This window comes from Serratia sp. AS12 (genome assembly GCF_000214195.1).
In the GTDB taxonomy this organism is placed as follows: Bacteria; Pseudomonadota; Gammaproteobacteria; order Enterobacterales; family Enterobacteriaceae; genus Serratia; species Serratia plymuthica.
The window spans coordinates 1,002,809-1,020,411 of the sequence record NC_015566.1 but is presented as its reverse complement, the minus strand read 5'-3'; the positions used below and the strand labels follow the sequence as shown (position 1 = coordinate 1,020,411).

At 58.4% G+C, this 17,603-nt stretch carries 14 protein-coding genes; 8 read left to right on the top strand and 6 right to left on the bottom strand.

All coding sequences use genetic code 11. The features are described 5' to 3' along the window. The first annotated feature begins 24 nt into the window (after positions 1-24). On the top strand, positions 25-633 hold the full coding sequence (locus SERAS12_RS04685) for a glutathione S-transferase N-terminal domain-containing protein (protein WP_013811665.1): 609 nt from the start codon (positions 25-27) through the stop codon (positions 631-633). On the opposite strand, the gene SERAS12_RS04680 is transcribed toward SERAS12_RS04685, so the two are convergent. Next, on the bottom strand, positions 630-1,745 hold the full coding sequence (locus tag SERAS12_RS04680; RefSeq protein WP_013811664.1) for a DUF1615 domain-containing protein: 1,116 nt from the start codon (positions 1,743-1,745) through the stop codon (positions 630-632). The two genes, SERAS12_RS04685 and SERAS12_RS04680, sit on opposite strands and share 4 nt — an antisense overlap. A 132-nt stretch (positions 1,746-1,877) precedes the next feature. Here SERAS12_RS04680 and SERAS12_RS04675 point away from each other — a divergent pair, with 132 nt between their 5' ends. The 4 genes from SERAS12_RS04675 (at position 1,878) to SERAS12_RS04660 (ending at position 5,798) form a co-directional block, all read left to right on the top strand. Continuing rightward, the gene (locus tag SERAS12_RS04675; protein ID WP_013811663.1) at positions 1,878-2,348 is read left to right on the top strand and encodes an N-acetyltransferase; all 471 of its coding nucleotides are present in this window, start codon (positions 1,878-1,880) and stop codon (positions 2,346-2,348) included. Positions 2,349-2,471: 123 nt separating this feature from the next. Continuing rightward, a complete protein-coding gene (tehB, locus tag SERAS12_RS04670) occupies positions 2,472-3,332 on the top strand; it encodes an SAM-dependent methyltransferase TehB (protein WP_013811662.1) in 861 nt (286 codons plus the stop codon). 170 nt (positions 3,333-3,502) lie between these two features. Then, the gene (leuE, locus tag SERAS12_RS04665; RefSeq protein WP_013811661.1) at positions 3,503-4,141 is read left to right on the top strand and encodes a leucine efflux protein LeuE; all 639 of its coding nucleotides are present in this window, start codon (positions 3,503-3,505) and stop codon (positions 4,139-4,141) included. Between the two features lie 157 nt (positions 4,142-4,298). Further along, the gene (locus SERAS12_RS04660) at positions 4,299-5,798 is read left to right on the top strand and encodes an aldehyde dehydrogenase family protein (protein ID WP_013811660.1); all 1,500 of its coding nucleotides are present in this window, start codon (positions 4,299-4,301) and stop codon (positions 5,796-5,798) included. Between the two features lie 35 nt (positions 5,799-5,833). Here SERAS12_RS04660 and feaR read toward each other — a convergent pair whose 3' ends face one another. Both feaR and SERAS12_RS04650 read right to left on the bottom strand, forming a co-directional pair. After that, entirely contained in the window at positions 5,834-6,748 is a 915-nt protein-coding gene (feaR, locus tag SERAS12_RS04655) for a transcriptional regulator FeaR (protein WP_013811659.1), read from the bottom strand. A gap of 194 nt (positions 6,749-6,942) precedes the next feature. Further along, complete coding sequence (locus SERAS12_RS04650) at positions 6,943-7,581, bottom strand: protein disulfide oxidoreductase DsbA (RefSeq protein ID WP_013811658.1); 639 nt, start codon at positions 7,579-7,581, stop codon at positions 6,943-6,945. Between the two features lie 231 nt (positions 7,582-7,812). Here SERAS12_RS04650 and SERAS12_RS04645 point away from each other — a divergent pair, with 231 nt between their 5' ends. Together SERAS12_RS04645 and SERAS12_RS04640 are read left to right on the top strand one after the other, a co-directional pair. Next, the gene (locus SERAS12_RS04645; protein WP_013811657.1) at positions 7,813-8,061 is read left to right on the top strand and encodes a hypothetical protein; all 249 of its coding nucleotides are present in this window, start codon (positions 7,813-7,815) and stop codon (positions 8,059-8,061) included. A 346-nt stretch (positions 8,062-8,407) separates the two neighbouring features. Continuing rightward, the gene (locus tag SERAS12_RS04640) at positions 8,408-8,656 is read left to right on the top strand and encodes a hypothetical protein (protein ID WP_013811656.1); all 249 of its coding nucleotides are present in this window, start codon (positions 8,408-8,410) and stop codon (positions 8,654-8,656) included. Positions 8,657-8,934: 278 nt separating this feature from the next. Here the strand turns inward: SERAS12_RS04640 and SERAS12_RS04635 are convergent, their stop codons facing one another. The 3 genes from SERAS12_RS04635 to SERAS12_RS04625 form a co-directional block, all read right to left on the bottom strand. Then, positions 8,935-10,167, bottom strand: a complete 1,233-nt coding sequence (locus tag SERAS12_RS04635; protein WP_013811655.1) for a YncE family protein — start codon at positions 10,165-10,167, stop codon at positions 8,935-8,937. Between the two features lie 45 nt (positions 10,168-10,212). Continuing rightward, complete coding sequence (locus tag SERAS12_RS04630) at positions 10,213-13,116, bottom strand: condensation domain-containing protein (RefSeq protein WP_013811654.1); 2,904 nt, start codon at positions 13,114-13,116, stop codon at positions 10,213-10,215. A 248-nt stretch (positions 13,117-13,364) separates the two neighbouring features. Further along, positions 13,365-15,488, bottom strand: coding sequence for a TonB-dependent receptor (locus SERAS12_RS04625; protein WP_013811653.1), 2,124 nt, complete (start codon positions 15,486-15,488; stop codon positions 13,365-13,367). Positions 15,489-15,991: 503 nt separating this feature from the next. Between SERAS12_RS04625 and SERAS12_RS04620 the strand changes: the two genes are divergently transcribed. Further along, entirely contained in the window at positions 15,992-17,584 is a 1,593-nt protein-coding gene (locus SERAS12_RS04620) for a condensation domain-containing protein (protein ID WP_013811652.1), read from the top strand. Positions 17,585-17,603 lie beyond the last annotated feature (19 nt).

Genomic DNA, 17,603 nt, shown 5'->3' with positions numbered 1-17,603 from the left:
GCAATATGCCCAGGAGAAAACCTGATGCAATTGATTGGCATGCTGGATTCACCCTATGTGCGCCGGGTGGCTATTTGCCTGAAATTATTGGGCATAGAATTTGAACACCGCGCAGTGTCGGTATTTAGCGATTTTGAACGGTTCAAAACCCTCAACCCGGTGGTGAAAGCCCCAACGCTGGTGCTGGCCGACGATCAAATCCTGATGGATTCGTCGCTAATTCTGGAGTACGCCACCGGGCTGGTTCCCGCCGGCCAGGCCCTGTTGCCGGCACACGGACCTGCACGGCTGCGCGCTTTGCAACTGACCGGGCTGGCGCTGGCCGCCTGCGAAAAAACGGTGCAAATCGTTTATGAACAGCAGCAGCGCCCGCAGGAAAAACAGCATCAACCGTGGCTGGATCGCGTGCAGGGCCAATTGCTGGCAGCTTACGCCGAACTGGAAAAACTGCTGGCGCAAACCGCCGCCATACCGCAGGTTATGGGCAGCGCAGAGGTCAGCGTGGCGGTGGCCTGGAGCTTTACTCAACTAATGCTGCCCGAACGGATCACCGCGCAGGCGCACCCGGTGCTGGCGGCGTTTGCCGCCCAGGCCGAGCGACACCCCGCGTTTATCGGCACCCCGCAGGTTTAACCCGCCGACGCGCGCGCCAGGCAACGCTGGCGCCGCTCATCCACCCGCTTGGCAAACCAGGCGGTGGTCAGTTTACGGGTGATTTTCGGGCTTTCCAGCTGGATGCCCGGCAGCATTTCGCGCGGCAGTTTCTTGCCGGCCGTTTTTTCCGCCAGGGCATAGACCCGCTCATAAAGGCGGGTATCGGCAAACTCGAGCAGATCCCCTTTCTCCAGCGCCCCGCGAATCGCCGAATCGCTCATATCCAACCTTTTGCCGAGCGTGCGCACCGCCAGCTCGGTGGAGCCGGGCTTATCGGTACCGTAGTTAATCAAATCACCGTCCAGCGCCAGCGGAATGCCGGTCGCCCGGCTGACCACACTCTGGAACGCCGCATTGCGGCTGGCGTACCAGCCGGCATTGAAATCGGCAAAGCGGTAGATCGGCTGGCTGTAGTCGGCCGGGTAGCCCAACAGGTGCGCGATACCAAAGTACATACCGCCACGGCGACTGAACACTTCACGACGGATCGAACCGTCGATCGGGTACGGATAACCTTTCGCGTGCGCCTCGGCAAAGGCGATGCTCACCTGCATCGGTCCGGCGGTATGCACCGGGTTCAGGCTGCCGAACAGCTTTTGCCCCATCGGCACCGTACCGATCATGTCATCAAAGATATCGCTCAGATCCTTCTCGGTGCGCACCTTATCCAGCCGTTCGCTGTAACTTTTGCCGTTCGGCGATTTGATCAGCAGTGCGGTATGCACCAGGAAGTTCGGGATATGCAACTGGTCGGCGCGGCGGTCGATCTCTTTCCAGGCGATGTTGGGCAACCCCGCGACCGGCGGATTGGCCTGGAAGGTCGACTCTTGCTCGGTCACTGCCAGCACCGAACACAGGTTTTCGGTGTTAGGTTCTATGCCCTGTGCGGCAAAGGCGGCAGTGATGTCGGTGGCCCAGCCCTGACGATCGGCCGCGTTGGCCGGCATCAGCCGCACCAGTTGCGCCTTGACATCGGCGGGGCGATGCACCGGCGCTGTCGTGGTTTTCGTAGTACAACCGGCCAGCACCAGCAGCGCGGCCAGGCTCAACGGACGCAAGGTCATCGAGTTGATATAACGGCGAATTGACATCTTTTCCCTGATCGTTTGGCATAATCTGCACTGACGTTAGCCCAGCCGGAGAACGCGATCCAGTTAAAAATAGGCGGATCAGATCGCCTGGGCTAAGCTCTGACGGCGAAATAAACATCAAGGGATAATCCAATGATTGAACTCAGGGACATGAGCCCACAAGAATTTGAGCGCTATCGCACCCACGGCATCGAGGAATACGCTAAGGATCTGGCGCGCGTGCTGCTGTTGAACCGGGAGCAGGCGCTGGTTGAAGCTACCGCCTCCTTCAACGACTCGCTGCCCAACGGGGCGGCAACGTCGGGCCATCGGCTGGTTTGCGCTCGGCTGGCGGGCTCGGCAGAAAATATCGCCATCGTTTGGTACGCCATCAAACAACGAACTTACGGCAAGCAGCTGTTTATTTATGATTTTGAAGTGGTCACCACCTGGCGCGGCAAAGGTTACGGCGAGCAAATTCTGAACGCGGTGCTGGATGCCGGCCGGGCCGACGGCGCGGAATATGCCGAGCTGGCGGTCTTCAACGACAACCCGACGGCGGCACGGCTGTACGCCCGGATGGGCTTCAACGCGGTAAACACCCGTATGCATCGCAGGTTGTAAACCGTGCCTTTCCTCTTTGCAGGCATTTTCAAAGGGCTAATAAACATGTATTTTATATGCAACATATAAAATCATTTTGTTCGCCCGCCACGCGCCGGCAACGCCCTGCCTCAGGAGAAACACATGAACGATCTGCTTTGTTATAAAACGCTGCCGCAATGGAACAGCGCAACGCTGCCGGCCGCCTTCCAGCAAAAACACAACACCCAGACCGGCACCTGGGCCAGGCTTACCCTGCTGAGCGGTACCCTGACCTTCGCGCTGATGACGCAAGAAGGTGAAACCATCGAAACCTGGCAGTTCAGCCCCGAGAGCCAACCGCCGTTTATCGAGCCGCAGCAATGGCACCGCATCGTTTCCTTTTCGGATGACATGATCTGCCAGTTGGCTTTCTACTGTTCGCCGGAAGATTACTACGCTAAAAAGTATGAGCTGACGCGCACCCACTCGGAAGTGATCGAAGCCGCGCGGCAAATCGCCCCCGGCAAAACGCTGGATCTGGGCTGCGGCGGCGGACGCAATTCGCTTTATCTCAACCTGAAAGGCTTTGACGTTACCGCCTGGGACAAACACTCGCCGTCGATTGACAAGCTCAACGGCATCATCGACAGCGAAGCCCTGTCGCACATCCGCGCCGGCACGCTGGACCTCAACACCCACTCTTTCAGCGGCGAATATGACTTTATTCTCTCCACCGTGGTGTTCATGTTCCTGAACCGGGAACGGATCCCCTCGCTGGTGCAGGAGATGCAAAATGGCACCCTCAGCGGCGGCCATAACCTGATCGTCGCGGCGATGGATACCCCGGATTACCCGTGCAGCCTGCCCTTTCCGTTCACCTTTAAGCCGGGCGAGCTGAAAGACCATTACCGGGGCTGGGAAATTCTCAAGTACAACGAAGATGTTGGCCAACTGCACCGAACCGACACCGCCGGCAACCGCATTTCCCTGCGTTTCGCCACGCTGCTGGCACGAAAGCCCTAATCCTGAGCAAAAGATTGGCGTCAGCGCCGCAACTGTTGACTGACGCCATTTTCGGCAAACAACATGAAGTTTATTACGTTGCCAACCCACCTCTGCAGCGTTAGGATCGCGCACGGCTACGGGCGTAGCCAGTTTTTTTGCCTGTCAGTTCCGCGCATGGAGAGGTTATTGTGTTAGAAAGTTTTGGCGTCCTGAATCTTTGGACCTATCTGGCCGGGGTGATTTTCATCATCATCCTGCCGGGCCCGAATACGCTGTACGTACTGAAAACCGGGGTTTCACGTGGCGTACGCGCCGGCTATACCGCTGCGCTGGGGGTGTTTATCGGCGATGCGATCCTGATCTTCTGCGCCTATATCGGCGTGGCTTCGTTGATCCGCACTACGCCATTCCTGTTTACCCTGGTGCGTTTTCTCGGTGCGATTTACCTGCTGTTCCTGGGCGCAAAAATCCTCTACGCCACCTTTATCCAGAAAAACGCCGCGCAGCAACAGCAGGTTGAAGACAGCCACAGCATCCTGCGCAAATCGCTGACGCTGAGCCTGACCAACCCGAAGGCGATTTTGTTTTACGTGTCGTTCTTCGTGCAGTTTATCGATTTCAACTATGCCCACACCGGCCTGTCGTTCACTATCCTGGCCGTGATCCTCGAGTCGGTCAGCTTTATCTACATGACCACGCTGATTTTCTCCGGCGCGATGCTGGCGCACTTCTTTAACCATAAGAAAGGGCTGGCAAAACTGGGCAACGGCCTGATTGGTCTGCTGTTCCTAGGCTTCGCCACCCGCCTGGCGACGCTCAGTTCGTAATCTTGTTTAGCAACGGCTGAGCGCCTCAGCCGTTCCCTTCTTGCAGACTGTCACGCAGCACAAACCGAATGTCAGGCAGACAAAAGGCGATCCCGGCCGCCTGTTGTAGGCTTTTAAGGTTAACGATAACGACCTTTTTTGCCTGACAGGAGGGCGTATGCCTGACAATACCCAAGCAGTGATGGACAGCGTTTCGCGTTTTCTCGATCGCCAACACGGGCTGTATATCGACGGTCAATGGTGCGAGTCCAGCGCCGATGACCGGTTGGCGGTGTATAACCCCGCCGACGGACAACAAATCTCCTCCACCGCCGATGCCAACTCGCAGGACGTAGCCCGTGCGGTGCAATCGGCCCATAAAGCCTTCACAACCGGAGTTTGGGCACAGCGCTTGCCGGCCGAACGCGAGCGTATTTTACTGCGCTATGCCGATCTGGTTGAACAACATGCCGAAGAGCTGGCCCAGTTGGAAACGCTGGAACAGGGCAAATCGATCAATATCGCCCGCGCCTTTGAAGTGGGCTGCACACTGAACTGGATGCGCTATACCGCCGGGCTGACCACCAAGATTGTCGGCCAGACCCTGGACGTGTCGATCCCGATGCCGCCGGGCGCAAAATATCAGGTTTATACCCGTAAAGAGCCGATTGGCGTGGTGGCCGGCATCGTGCCGTGGAACTTCCCGCTGATGATCGGCATGTGGAAGGTGATGCCGGCGTTGGCGGCGGGCTGTTCGATCGTGATCAAGCCGTCTGAAACCACCCCGCTTACCCTGCTGCGCATGGCCGAACTGGCCACCGAGGCCGGCGTTCCGCCGGGCGTATTCAACGTGGTGACCGGCCGTGGCACCGGTTGCGGCAAGGCGCTGACCGAACACCCGCTGATCGCCAAAGTGAGCTTTACCGGTTCCACCCCGGTAGGTAAAAGCATCGCACGCAGCGCGGCGGATCGCCTGACGCGCGTCACGCTGGAGCTGGGCGGTAAAAACCCGGCCATCGTGCTGAAAGACGCGGATCCGCAGCAGGTGATCGAAGGCCTGATGATGGGCAGTTTCCTCAACCAGGGCCAGGTGTGCGCCGCCAGTTCGCGGATTTACATCGAAGCGCCGATTTACGACAGGCTGGTGGCCGGGTTCGAGCAGGCGGTGAAATCGCTGTCGGTCGGGCCGGGCATGGACGCCACGGCACAGATAAACCCGCTGGTCTCACGCGATCACCGCAATAAAGTGGCGGCCTATCTGGATGATGCCAGAGCCAAGCACGCAGAGTTGATCAGCGGCGCAGTCGGGCCGGATCCGCAAGGATTCTACATCCCGCCGACGCTGGTGATTAACCCGGACGACAAGCTGAACCTGACGCGTGAAGAAGTGTTTGGCCCGGTAGTCAATCTGATCCGGGTCGCGGACGCCGAAGAGGCGCTGAGCAAAGCCAACGACACCGACTACGGCCTGACCGCCAGCCTGTGGACCACCAGCCTGCAACAGGCGATGGCTTTGACGCCGCGCATTCAGGCCGGCACGGTGTGGGTCAATACGCATACCTTGATCGACGCCAACATGCCGTTCGGCGGATTCAAACAGTCCGGCAGCGGCCGCGACTTCGGCCCCGACTGGCTGGACGCCTATACCGAAACCAAATCGGTGTGCATTCGCTATTGAGAATCGGCTAAATCATCAGGGCGCCGCCTGCGGCGCTACTGATACTGTTTACGGTACTCGCTCGGCGAGACGCCAAAGCGGGCTTTGAAGGCGGTTGAAAAGTGGCTGTGATCGGTAAAGCCCCAGTCATAGCCGACCGTAGCCAGTTTTTGCCGCCCCGGCGCACTGCGCAAGGCCTGCGCGCACAGGTCCAGGCGGCGGTTCTTGATGTACTGGGCCACCACCAGCCCCTGACGGGCGAACATCCGGTACAGGCTGCGTACCGAAACGCCAAGCTCCCCGGCGATCCACTCGGGCCGCAACAGCTCCGACTGAATATGCGAATCAATAAACGCCAGCGAACGGGCGAAGAGCTGCGGCTGCGCTTCGGAAACCGCATCACGGCCGATAAGCGCCGGGCGCAGCAATGTCGCCACCGCGTTCAGGATCGCCTCACTCTCTGCCGCGCTCATCTGCGGGTCCTGCATGCAGCCCAATACCAGTTGCCGGCTGAGCCGCACCACGCTGTTTTCCGCCTCAATCCGCCGCGCGCACGGAAAATCGGCCACGCCCAGAGGCTGTTCGATATAGCTGCGCGGCATCAGTAAGGAAATCTGGCGGGAGTCTTGTTGAAAGGTAAAGCTGCTGGGCCGTGCAGCGTCTATTAACGTGATGTCACCGGCGGACAGCACGGCCTGCCGATCACCCTGCTCCATCAATGCGCTGCCGCGCAGTTGAAAGACGGTAAAAAAGTGCGAACCGTCGCTGCGGGCAATCTCCTGCGGCGTGCGGTACAACCGGGTCTGAGCGGCATCCACCACGCTCAGGCGCAGCGCGTGCGTGCGAAACTCCTGTATCGCGCCGCTAAACCCCGGCCCCAGCGTCTTGGCGCAGAACCGGCCGCAGGCGGAATTGATTTTCCCCAACCACGCCTCAAATCCGGCGTCTCTGGCCTGTGCGGAAATTGCCATGATTTTCCCCTTCAAACACCCGCGATGAAACCGCGAGCGTTGCTGAACAGAAAATAAACATAACAATCCGATAACACACAATCAACGCCGAGACGGCGATCTGGCGCAGGGATCACAGATTGCCCATTTCGCCATGCATAAATGAAAAACCCGGCCGTAGCCGGGTCGGTCAAAGTAAAGTTACCGCCGCGCCGTTATGGCTGCGTATCCAACAAATACCGGACCACGGCCGCGTACTCCTGCGCGTAGCCGTCGATGCGGGTACTCGCCATACCGGCGTTATCGATCTTGTATTTGCCGGAAACATAAAACGACGGCGTCGCACGCACGTCCAGCGCCTTCACCGCCTCATTTTGCTTGGCGATCAGACCTTTCACCAACAGGCTGTGGCGCGCATTTTCATAAGCGGCCGCATCCACGCCGGCAGCGCTGAACACCCGCTGGATATCCTCAACGCTGTTGATGGCGCGCTTCTTTTGCAGCTCGTCAAACAGCGGCCCTTCAATTTTATCCTCAATCCCCAGCACCATCGCCACCGACCAGGCCTCGGTCAGTTCGTTACCCAACTTGCCCATCAGGCCAACGTGATACTTGGTCAGTTTACTGCCGGCAGGCAGCGTCTGGCTGACGGTGCTGCCCACGTGGTAGGTATCGGCAAACTGATAGCAAGGGCCGCAGTAAAAGGAGAAGAATTCCACCACCGCAGGGGCGGAGGCCACCGGCTTATCCAGGCGGGTATATTGCTCGCCTTCGCGATAATCCGCCGCAGCAGCGGCAGGAAGCAATAACATCAGCAGTACAGCGGCGATTAACCGATTCATTTTAGCCATCATAAACACTCCCGTTTCAGATTCGACTATTGTCCCTAACGGCGGTGTTTATAATAAAATTATCGGTTCAAGGCCAGTTTTATTACCTTCTGTTTATAGGGAGTTGATACACATCAAAATCAAAGCCTGAAAACCAGCGTTTCATTGGTATTCTCCACCTCAAGCACTATCCTTGAAAAAGGAGAGTGGAATGCAAAGAATCCCGCGACTGGAGCCGGCGATATAGAGGTAAAAATGACACTGATTAATAAAAACGTGGGTGAATATGACTTCACTGCGGAAAAGAAAGGAGGGATGATCAGCGGAACCATCAGCGGCGAGTTTCCGGACAGCGACGCCAACCTTCCTCTTCTGCCTTTCTCCGGCACCTTTTCCGCGCCTTCTGTCGCGGGGGCGATTGCGGATATTACGCGACAGTTCCCTGACATAGAACCCGCGATCGTCGATTTACTGCGAGAAGAGATGCTCAAGGCTGGGTTTTAGCCCGTATTATCTCAATCGGTCAAAATTCCCCGATTGGAATAATCTTACTTACGGAATCTTTTCGGTTTGCCTACTCTTTCCATATTGCTAACCCCAGCATCGGAAGATAATACTAGCCACCTCGATTTAGTGATAAAGGTTATATTATGCGTCGTATTCTGATGTTCATCAGCGCGGTGACTATTAGCGCAATGCTGTCCGGCTGTTTATTCCCACCTCCTGGTGGTGGCGGCGGGCGCGGTGGCCCAGGAGGGCCCGGTTATCACTTTAACGCACTACGCTAAATAACAGCCCCTGTAATAGGGGGCTTAATAAAAATATATTTATCAAAACTCAGGATGTAATAATGAAAAAACGGATGCTTATCATCGCCGCCGTGATGGCGTTAAATAGCGTACAGGTCTTCGCGGCGCCGCCGGTAAATGAACCTAATGAAAAACCGATAATTCATCAGAATAATAAAAAACCGCATGACAATAAAATGCCGCCAAAGCCGCATCACAATAAAAAACCGCTCAGGAAAACGCACAAACCAGCGCCGGAAAAACGCGCGCCAGAGGTTCGCCCCGAGCACAACAATGGTTCCGGTTATTGAATCTGCAGTCACCCAAACAGCGGACAAAAAACACCGCAGGATGAGCAGGTGGGCGTAGCATGCAGCGCCCCGACGAAGGGAACCGAGCCTACCAGGGCTGGATAGGTGAAAAGGCTGCGTTTAATACCGCAACCCCCTAAGCTTGAGGTGGGCGGGCGTCATGACAGGTTAGCCGACCGTTGAGCGCAAGGATGCGCGATACGAGCCCCCAGGGACGGGTTCACGGCGTGTCGGCGTTCTGCATGACGCCCACCTGTAGCACTATTCGGCGCAGCTCTTTAGTTTTTGTGCAGTTGAATGCGCACTACGCTTTCCGGTTTGCCGGCCTTGGTGCTTGCACCGTCATTTTTCACCGTCACGAACAGCACATTGTTGCGCGTATCCAGCGCCAGGCTGTTAGGGTGCGGCGGCAGCGCCACGGTTTGTAGCCGCTTGAGGCTGTTCGAATCAAACACCGTCAAGGTGCCTGCCCCCTGATCGACGCGGATCCCATTACGATTGGCAACGTACAGGCGTTGGTTGCCGTCGTCCAACAGCAGGCCGATCGGCACTTCATCCGTCAGTTCGCTGGCCAGCACCTTGCCGCTGTCCGCATCCAGAGCAAATACCCGGTGCCCGCTGCTGCGCTTGGCATAGTCGTGCCCCAGATGAGTGTTGCGGTAGTCGTCACGATCGATTCCCTGATCCACCCCTAACAAACGATTATTCTTGCCGTCATACACCAGGTTCAGCAATTGATCCGCCTGGATCTCTTTCGTCGAGGTGATTGCCAGCGTATCGGCATTCAGGGTGATCAGCTGCCCCTGCATGTTGGAGACAAATACCCGTCGCCCTTTCTCATCGAGCGTGATGCCCACCGCATTATAGCCAAAACCGGGAATGATTTTTTCCAGCTTGTTATTGCGAGTGTCGACCACAAACAGCACACTATCCACGCCAAATCCCAGCCCCGGCAGGAACAGGCGACCGGTCTGCGCGTCATATTTCACCTCGCGGATCCGGTACTGGTAATCCTCGGTGATCTTGAAGCGCTTAAGCTCCTTGAGCAGAAACTCCAGCCGTTTGCCGCTGATGCCCGCCTGCTTGTAGGTCTGCTCAAGCAGGGTCTTTTCGGTCACCGGGATGCTGCTCAGCGCACGGTTGGTCTGAGTATCCACCACGCCGACCGAACCGTTGAAGCCCTGCGTCAGATACAGCCGTTTACCGGCATCATCCAGCGCCACGCCAAACCCCTTAACCTGCAGCGGGATCTCCGCCTGCACCGCCAGCGTTGCCGGATCCAGGCGCAGCACGCGTGAACGCGCCTCTTCCTTCCAGTCCGGCGCGCTGACAAACAGCGACTGCTGGCTCGGGCTGTAGGCCATCTCCACCAGCGCAGACGACAGCGGTTGACGCTGGATATCCTCTGGTTTGATCCCGGCATCGCGGGCCTGTGCCGCACCGGCCACCACCAACGAGGTTGCAATCAACAGCGACAGTAAGGCGCGGGGTGTTCCTATTGTTCCAGACATCCGTTTATCTCCTTGAAATAATAAAGCCCGTTAGGGTGAACAACGTCATTCCTGCGGTGCCGGCGACAGAGCCGACAGCGGGATATCCCCGCCGGTATGCTGCGCAAAATGTGAGAACACGTGCTGAATGGTACCGGCGATCAGCCCCGCCTGTTGAGCGGTATAGTGATCGGTACGGTAGGTCATCATCACGCGCAGAGATTTCACGCCGTCTAGGTTTTCCTCCATTACCTCAAATTGCAGGCCAAGCAGCGATTCGGTTTTTTCCGGCTCCACCTGACGGTAAGCCACCGTACTGCCGTCTTGCAGAGTGAATTCCCCGTTCAGCTTGATGCGGCTGTGGATCTGAATGAACACTTCGAACATGTGATTCTTGCGATCGGCGTGCGCGCCGAACAGCCCCTCTTCCACCAGATCGATTGGGATATCGGTGTAGGGCATCGAGCCGTTGATGGTGTTTTTGACCTGGTCGATCAACCCCGCCAGCGTCAGTGAGTCAGCGAAACGCACCCGGTGCACGACCACGGTGGTGAAGTAACCGACGGTGTCGAAGAATTCGGCGTCGTTACGGCCGGAGGTCGAGGTGCCTACCAGCAGGTCCGCCGGGCCGCCAAGCAAGCGCAGGGCGGTGGTAATGCCGGCGTAGACCACATTGAACAGCGAAGCGTTGTTCTTTCTGGCCTGCGCGTACAGCCCATCCGCCACCGCCGGATCGACGTCGAACTCCAGCCACCCGCCGTTGACGTCGGCCTCTGCCGGTACCGCAGGATGGTGTGAAGGCTCCTGCTGGAACAAAGGTTGGCCGACCGGTGCATCGCGCAGGTTATCGAGCCAGTAATCCAGGTGTTTTTGCCTGACGCCGCTCGCCTGTTGCTGCCGGGCGAAGGCATAAAATTGCGGCACCTCGGTTTTCCACGTCGGCGGCTGCCCCGCCACGCGATAGCGGTAGGCCATGCCCAACTCTTCCATCATCAGGTTCAGCGACCACTCATCCAGCACCACATGGTGGAACAGCAGCGAGAGCAACTGCCGGCCCGTTGCCGCGTCGCGCAGGAAGGTGGCGCGCAGCGGCAGCTCGGTGGCCAGGTTAAAGCGGTGTTCACCGGCTTTGGCCAGCATTTCGCTCGCGTCACCGGCCAGGGTTTCATGGGAGAAACGGAACCAGGCATAGTCCGGCAGCTCAACGGCCGGCACCACCTGCTGACGCACTTCGCCTTGCTGCTCGATAAACAGTGAGCGCAATACGCTGTGGCGCACCATCACGTCAATAAACGCCTGGCGCAACGCCCCTTCATCCACAGGATCGAGGAAGCTGATGGCGAACGGCAGGTTGAAGATTTCGTCGTGACCAAAAGCTTCGTAAACCTTCCACAAAGAGTGCTGCGCCAGTGACAGCGGCGCCTGTACCGCTTCGCCCTGATCCTGCGTGACCCGCTCCGCCACCGGGGCCGCAGCCACCTGCCGTTTCGCGTAAACCGACAAGTCACGGGCAGTGGCGTGGCTGAACAGATCGTTAATGTTAAGCTCGATGCGGTGCAGGCTAAGCAGCCGACCGATAACGCGGGTCGCCACCAGCGAGTGCCCGCCGCGATCGAAGAAATCTTCATCGAGGGTCATCTCCGGCGCGGCCAGCGCGTCGCGGAACTCCGCCAAAATCAGCTGCGCGATCTCTTCATCTGCCCCGTCGTCCGGCGCCATAGGCCGTTCACTGGCGGGAAGCAGCGCCGCCGTTATCCTCTGCCCGGCAAGGGAAGCGACAAACTGCTCCAGCAGGAAAGGGGCGGCATGTGGGGTTAATCTTGGGTCCGCGACCAGTTCCAGCAGCACCGAGTCGGGATCCGGCAGGCTGAGGGCCAGCACCAGTTCAAAGGGGGTATGCAGCGGCGGCAACAACAGGCGCTCGGCGCTCACGCCATCGAGCTGTAAAGCCACCGACGGATCCGCCAACCAGGTCACCAGCAGTTGGGCCAGGTCTGGGTTCGGCTCTTCCGCCGTTTGTTGCGCCAACAGCCTGTTCAATGGATCGGGATTAGGGTGTTGCAAAGTCAGGCGCTTCAAGCGGGCGGTGCCCGTCCAGCTCTCCAGGCCGATAGCCTCTTGCGCATCCCCCTGCGGCACGCACAGTTGCAACGGCTGCCCGCCGGCCTGAGCGGAGATAAAGCCGGCGAAGCGAACGGCGACTGCCGCCAGCAGCTGCGCCGGGTTTTCGGCGGCGGGTAATATCCTGCGCGCAACGCGGGTCACGACGCGCACACCGGCCTGCACCAGAAGGTCACCCTGCGGCACGGCCGGACGATAGTCCCGCAGCGCCGCCGCATGGCGCGGCCAGGGCAGCACCAGAGCGGTACTTTCCGGCAATCGCGTATTTAACCCCATCGGCGGCAGGGCGGCATAAATCGATGCCGGCTCCTGCCGGTTATACAGTGCCGACAACCGGGTCAATAAGTGCCGGCATGACAGCGTTTCAGCCAAAATATCGTGCGCAACCACGCCCAGCACGGCGTTTGCGCCCGTGAACACCAAAAAGCGCAACGGCGCTTCCCGCGCCAGCTCGAGCGGTGTGGCCTGCGCCTGCAACAAGCGACTGAGCGCCTGTTCTTCGCTCGTCACCGGCTGAATCGCCACCGGGTTCAGCGGCGCATTGCCTCGCAGCTTGCGCAAACCTAGCTCATCATCGAAATCATAGCGGACGTCCAGCTCCGGCATCTGCCGCGTCAGGGCCTCCAGCGCGCTGGCCAACCTGCCGATATCCGGCTCACCGCCCAACCGCCACGCCATCGCTTGTTGGCTGCCGCCGTCTCCCCGCTGCTGGTGGGTAAACCACGCCAGCTCTTCCGCTTCACTCAAAGGCTGCGAGTCATCCGCCGCCCGGTCGCCCAGCGTCTTGAACGCCAGATCCAGACGCTGGGCCTCGTCGTCGCTCAGAATATTGTCAAAATAACCGCTCACTGCTCTATCTCCTTGTGTCCGGTCGCACCGGAACGTCGGGGAACGCTTGTCACGAAAAGGGGCGTGCACGCCCACTGGCATCTGACAAAGCCCGTTATTAGGGAGAGCGTGCCGAAGGGGTCGTAGCAGCTTTAGCTGCCGGAGCGCCCCTCGGTGCGCTAGGCCCGGGTATCTCGGACTCGAAAACCACTCTGCCATCAATCTCAGGGGCGTTTGCACGCCCCACAGGCAATTGACAAAGCCCGTTATCAGAATGTCAGTTCCAGTGCAGCGCCGATCATGCGCGGACGCTGCTGGGTCGCGGTATAAACGTCGTTGCCGCTGACCATCACGCGACGTTCCGAATCAAACAGGTTCTGCGCATACAGGGTGGCGCGACCATAGGCGAAGGTGTACGCCAGTTGGGTGTTCGCCGACCAGTAAGAACCGATACGCCCGCGTGAATCGTTGTCGTACTGCGAGTAGTAGGAATCCGAGAACGCCACGTTGCCGCTCAGTTCCAACCCGGCCATCAGCTGGTACTTGGCGCCCATGTTGGCGGTATACGCCGGCGCGCGCGCCAGTTCGTGCCCATCTACGCCGCTGCCCGAGAACTTCTTGATCTTGGTCTTCAGCAGGCCGACGTTACCGAACAGCTCGACGTCCCAACGCGGCTGCCAGGTCGCCCCCATTTCCGCACCGTAGGTTTCCACCTTGTCGGCATTGCGGATCACGCTGGAGTTCTCACTCAACGAGTAAGGCAGCTGCATGTCCTTGTAGTCGTTGTAGAAAATGTTGCTGGTCAGGATGACGTTGGCGTCTTTCAGGTGGTGGCGGGAATACAGCTCATAGTTCCAGACATATTCTGAACCGTAGGTGTAGCTGACCACCGGCGTGCCGATAGTGATGCCGGCGCCGCCGGCGTTATAACCGCGCGCCACTTTGGCGCCGTAGGTCTGCGTGTCCGTCGGTTTCCAGGCCAGATCCAGTTTCGGCAGGAACACATCGTAGGTTTCGTCGAAATCGATACGCACGGCGTTGCTGCCACCGGTGCGCCGGCGATGTTCACGTTCCACGCGGCTGGCGGCCGTGATATCCACCTGCGGCGTGATGGCATAGGTCAGTTCGGCAAAGGCCGAGTGGGTGTCGGTTTTATCCTTGAAGCTGGAGCCGCCGAAAATGTTAACGAACTCATCCTGCTTGGCGTGGAAATACCGTAATCCCGCCAGCCCTCGCAGGCGGCTGTCTGGCCCGCCAAAGCGCGCCACCGGCTCCACATGCACCTCTTTACCGTCGATTTCTGCATATTGAATGTTGTAGGCAGTAGGACGGTTAATATTAAAGTCGGTGTAAATAACGCGGTTTTCCAGCGTCAGACTGTCGGATTGCTCCCAGGCCAGATCCCAGACACTGCTGTTGGTGTTGCTTTTAAACACGGCACGACGCGGATCGTGACGCGGGTTAGTCGGGTGAACCAGCGGGTTAAGGCTCTCGTTTTGCGGTGAGGTGCTGCCAAAATGGTTAAAGGTCAGCTTGGTGGTCAACTCGCGCATCCCTGCCGGGTTAAACAACAGTTTGGCGCGAGCGGTAGTGGCTTCAACCTCGCGAGGATCGCCTACCGGTTCATAGGCAGGAAGGTCGACATCGCTGCGGCGACGCTGACGATCGACGCTGACGCGGAACGCCAGTTGGTCCTCCACCAGCGGGCCGGAGGCCATCGCGGACAGCTGTGAAGAATGCTGGTTGCCGGCTCCGCCCTTGAAGGCGCTTTCCCAGTCGAAAGTCGGATCCTTGCTGGTCATCACGATGGCGCCGGCGATGGCGTTGCGCCCCTGAATATAACTCTGCGGGCCGAGGAACACTTCAACGCGATCCAGATCCCACAGCGATTGCGGACCAAATGCCTGCTCGTTATAGGTCAGAGAGCGGCCGTCCATTGACAGATTGAGGCGCGGGCGGGTGCCGCTGAGGAAAGCATTGGCGCCGACGTTCGGGCCGGAGCCGTCGATGCCGCGCACGGTCGGCAAATTGTTGCCAATGCCCAAATCGACCACGTTGGGGGTCATGCGCAGCAAATCGGTGACCTGCAACGCATTCGGCATGGAAGAAATCCGTTCGCTGTCGAACACTTGCACGCTGGAGCCGGTATCGAAAATGGTGCGTTTAATTTTTTCGCCGGTGACCAGCAGGCTCTCCGAGTCCTGCCAATTGCCCTGGCGTTTGCCGTCGGCGGCTTCCTGCACCTTGTCGTCCGGCGCTGCTGCGTTAACGTTCCCCACAGACACAGAGCAAAGCCCCAAAAAGAGTGAGGAAAATGCCCCGATGGCCTGTAAGCCCGCTTTTTCCTTGTTTCCTACGGTTTTATGCCTTTGAGCCGCTGAATGCTTGCTCATAGATGTATTCTCCTTTCATCCCAGATGCACAAAAATTTGATTGTTTTCACATAGGTAACGACGCTGATACTCACACTAACACTGGCATTGCGGCCTTCCTGACCTTGCTATTGCCTGTCCCTGCAGCAAACGGCTTCCCCCCAGACGCACAACGGGCGGATGCAGTATTTTTGTCTGGAAACGTAAAGAAATGTTAATAATGATAATATTTTACATATTTTAATGCAAATCATTATCAATAAGGAGAATAAACAGGCTCACAGAGAAACAGCATAAAGACCAAAAAACCGGTTTCTTTCATCATTTCAAATCGCAATAATTTCTTTAAAAATTAATATAAAACATAATTATATCAAAAATACCCATTTACCCCAGGGCGGCGATACTCATCCCGTCCCTTATGACGACTTCGTTTTACAACAACAAATAAAAATAGTAATAATTTTCATTCCCATTAACATTGACATATATTCTTCCCGTCTCTAAATACTGATGGAAACCCAATGAAAGCGTTGACCACGATGCAGGCCGCCTACTGGGTGGGCCGGCAATCCGAAGCGCCGCTAGGGGGCGTCTCCGCCCACCTGTATGCGGAATTTAACGGCTGCGACCTGGACGTCGAACGACTGAGACAGGCCGTGACCGCCCTTTATTTGCACCACCCGATGCTGCGCCTGCGTATCACGGCGGACGGTCAACAGACCATTGATGCCTGCGGTCCGCGCCATTGCCTGCATATCGACGATTTCCGCCACGCCGACGCCCCCGAGGCAGCCAACGCGCTGAGCGCCAAACGTCGGCAAAAAAGCAGCCAAAAATTGCCGCTGGAACAGGGTATTCCCTGTGATATCAGCCTCAGTCTGTTGCCCAACGGCCACAGCCGGCTGCATGTGGATTTGGACATGATCGCCGGTGATGCCATGGGATTTCGCGTGTTGATGGAGGATCTGGCGCGGTTTTATCACCACTGCCCGGCCGCCCCCGACAACGACGGCGTGCCCTATTTTGACTATCTGGATCGGCACCACGCCGACACGGCGCTGCAACAGCGACGAGCCCGCGCTCAGGCCTGGTGGCGCGAACGCCTGGCGCAACTGCCGCCCGCGCCCCACCTGCTGCGCGCACCGGAACGCTGTCAGAGCGATCGGCTGGCGCTTCAACTGAACGCCACAGAGGCTCAGGCGCTGGCCGATGCCGCCAAAGCGCACCGCGTCACGCTTTCCTCCCTGTTTCTGGCACTGTTTGCCATTACCGTCGGCCACGGCTGGAACCTGCGACGTTTCCGGCTCAACGTCCCCTTGTTCCACCGCGATGCGGAAGGCGTAGAAAGCATCATTGGCGACTTCTCGAATTTAGTGCTGCTCGGTGTAGAGCTCAATCCGGCGGAAAACTTGCCCGCCTTCTGCCGCCGCCTGATGGATCAACTGGCGGAATTGCTCACTCATGCCGACTACCCAGGCGTGAGTGTGATGCGCGACCTGTCGCGCCTGCACGGCAGCATGCAACCTTCGCCGGTGGTGTTCACCGCCGGTTTCGGCATTCGCGGCAAAGCGCTGTTTTCCGACCAGGTCACCCGCACTTTCGGCCCGCTGGACTGGGTGATTTCCCAGGGCCCGCAGGTGGCGCTGGACGCTCAGGTGGCGCACGCCAACGGCGGTATTTTGATCAACTGGGATCTACGGATGGATGCCTTCCCGGACCGGTTGCCGCAGCAGCTGTTTGCCACCTACAGCACCCTGTTACAGCAGGCGGCGCGCCACCCCGACAGTTTCAGGCGGCCATTGGCGCAGTTGCTGTCACAGTGCTTACCGGAAACTCAGGCCCCGGTACGCCAGTTGCTGCACCGGTTGGTGGCGCGCGTAGCGCCGGGCGTCAGGCTGCGCGACGATGACGACATCACCGCCCTGCCGCTGCCGGAGGCCGCGTTGCTCGCCCTGATCGGGGTGCTCAATAAATACCTGTCGATAGCCTTGACCCCGCAAGATCTGGCGGCGCACCCCACTCCGGCAACGCTGGCCGCTTTGATCTGCGAGCGTGACCCCAAGGCCGCCGAAGGCGCGAAGATGCTGCTGAAAGTGCTGGCGCCTCAGGTCTGATATCGGTTTTAGGCGCGTA

Coding starts and splice junctions, on each gene's coding strand:
- SERAS12_RS04685 (WP_013811665.1), top strand. CDS start 25: ATGCAATTGATTGGCATGCTGGATTCACCCTATGTGCGCCGGGTGGCT.
- SERAS12_RS04680 (WP_013811664.1), bottom strand. CDS start 1,745: ATGTCAATTCGCCGTTATATCAACTCGATGACCTTGCGTCCGTTGAGC.
- SERAS12_RS04675 (WP_013811663.1), top strand. CDS start 1,878: ATGATTGAACTCAGGGACATGAGCCCACAAGAATTTGAGCGCTATCGC.
- tehB (WP_013811662.1), top strand. CDS start 2,472: ATGAACGATCTGCTTTGTTATAAAACGCTGCCGCAATGGAACAGCGCA.
- SERAS12_RS04660 (WP_013811660.1), top strand. CDS start 4,299: ATGCCTGACAATACCCAAGCAGTGATGGACAGCGTTTCGCGTTTTCTC.
- feaR (WP_013811659.1), bottom strand. CDS start 6,748: ATGGCAATTTCCGCACAGGCCAGAGACGCCGGATTTGAGGCGTGGTTG.
- SERAS12_RS04650 (WP_013811658.1), bottom strand. CDS start 7,581: ATGATGGCTAAAATGAATCGGTTAATCGCCGCTGTACTGCTGATGTTA.
- SERAS12_RS04645 (WP_013811657.1), top strand. CDS start 7,813: ATGACACTGATTAATAAAAACGTGGGTGAATATGACTTCACTGCGGAA.
- SERAS12_RS04640 (WP_013811656.1), top strand. CDS start 8,408: ATGAAAAAACGGATGCTTATCATCGCCGCCGTGATGGCGTTAAATAGC.
- SERAS12_RS04635 (WP_013811655.1), bottom strand. CDS start 10,167: ATGTCTGGAACAATAGGAACACCCCGCGCCTTACTGTCGCTGTTGATT.
- SERAS12_RS04625 (WP_013811653.1), bottom strand. CDS start 15,488: ATGAGCAAGCATTCAGCGGCTCAAAGGCATAAAACCGTAGGAAACAAG.
- SERAS12_RS04620 (WP_013811652.1), top strand. CDS start 15,992: ATGAAAGCGTTGACCACGATGCAGGCCGCCTACTGGGTGGGCCGGCAA.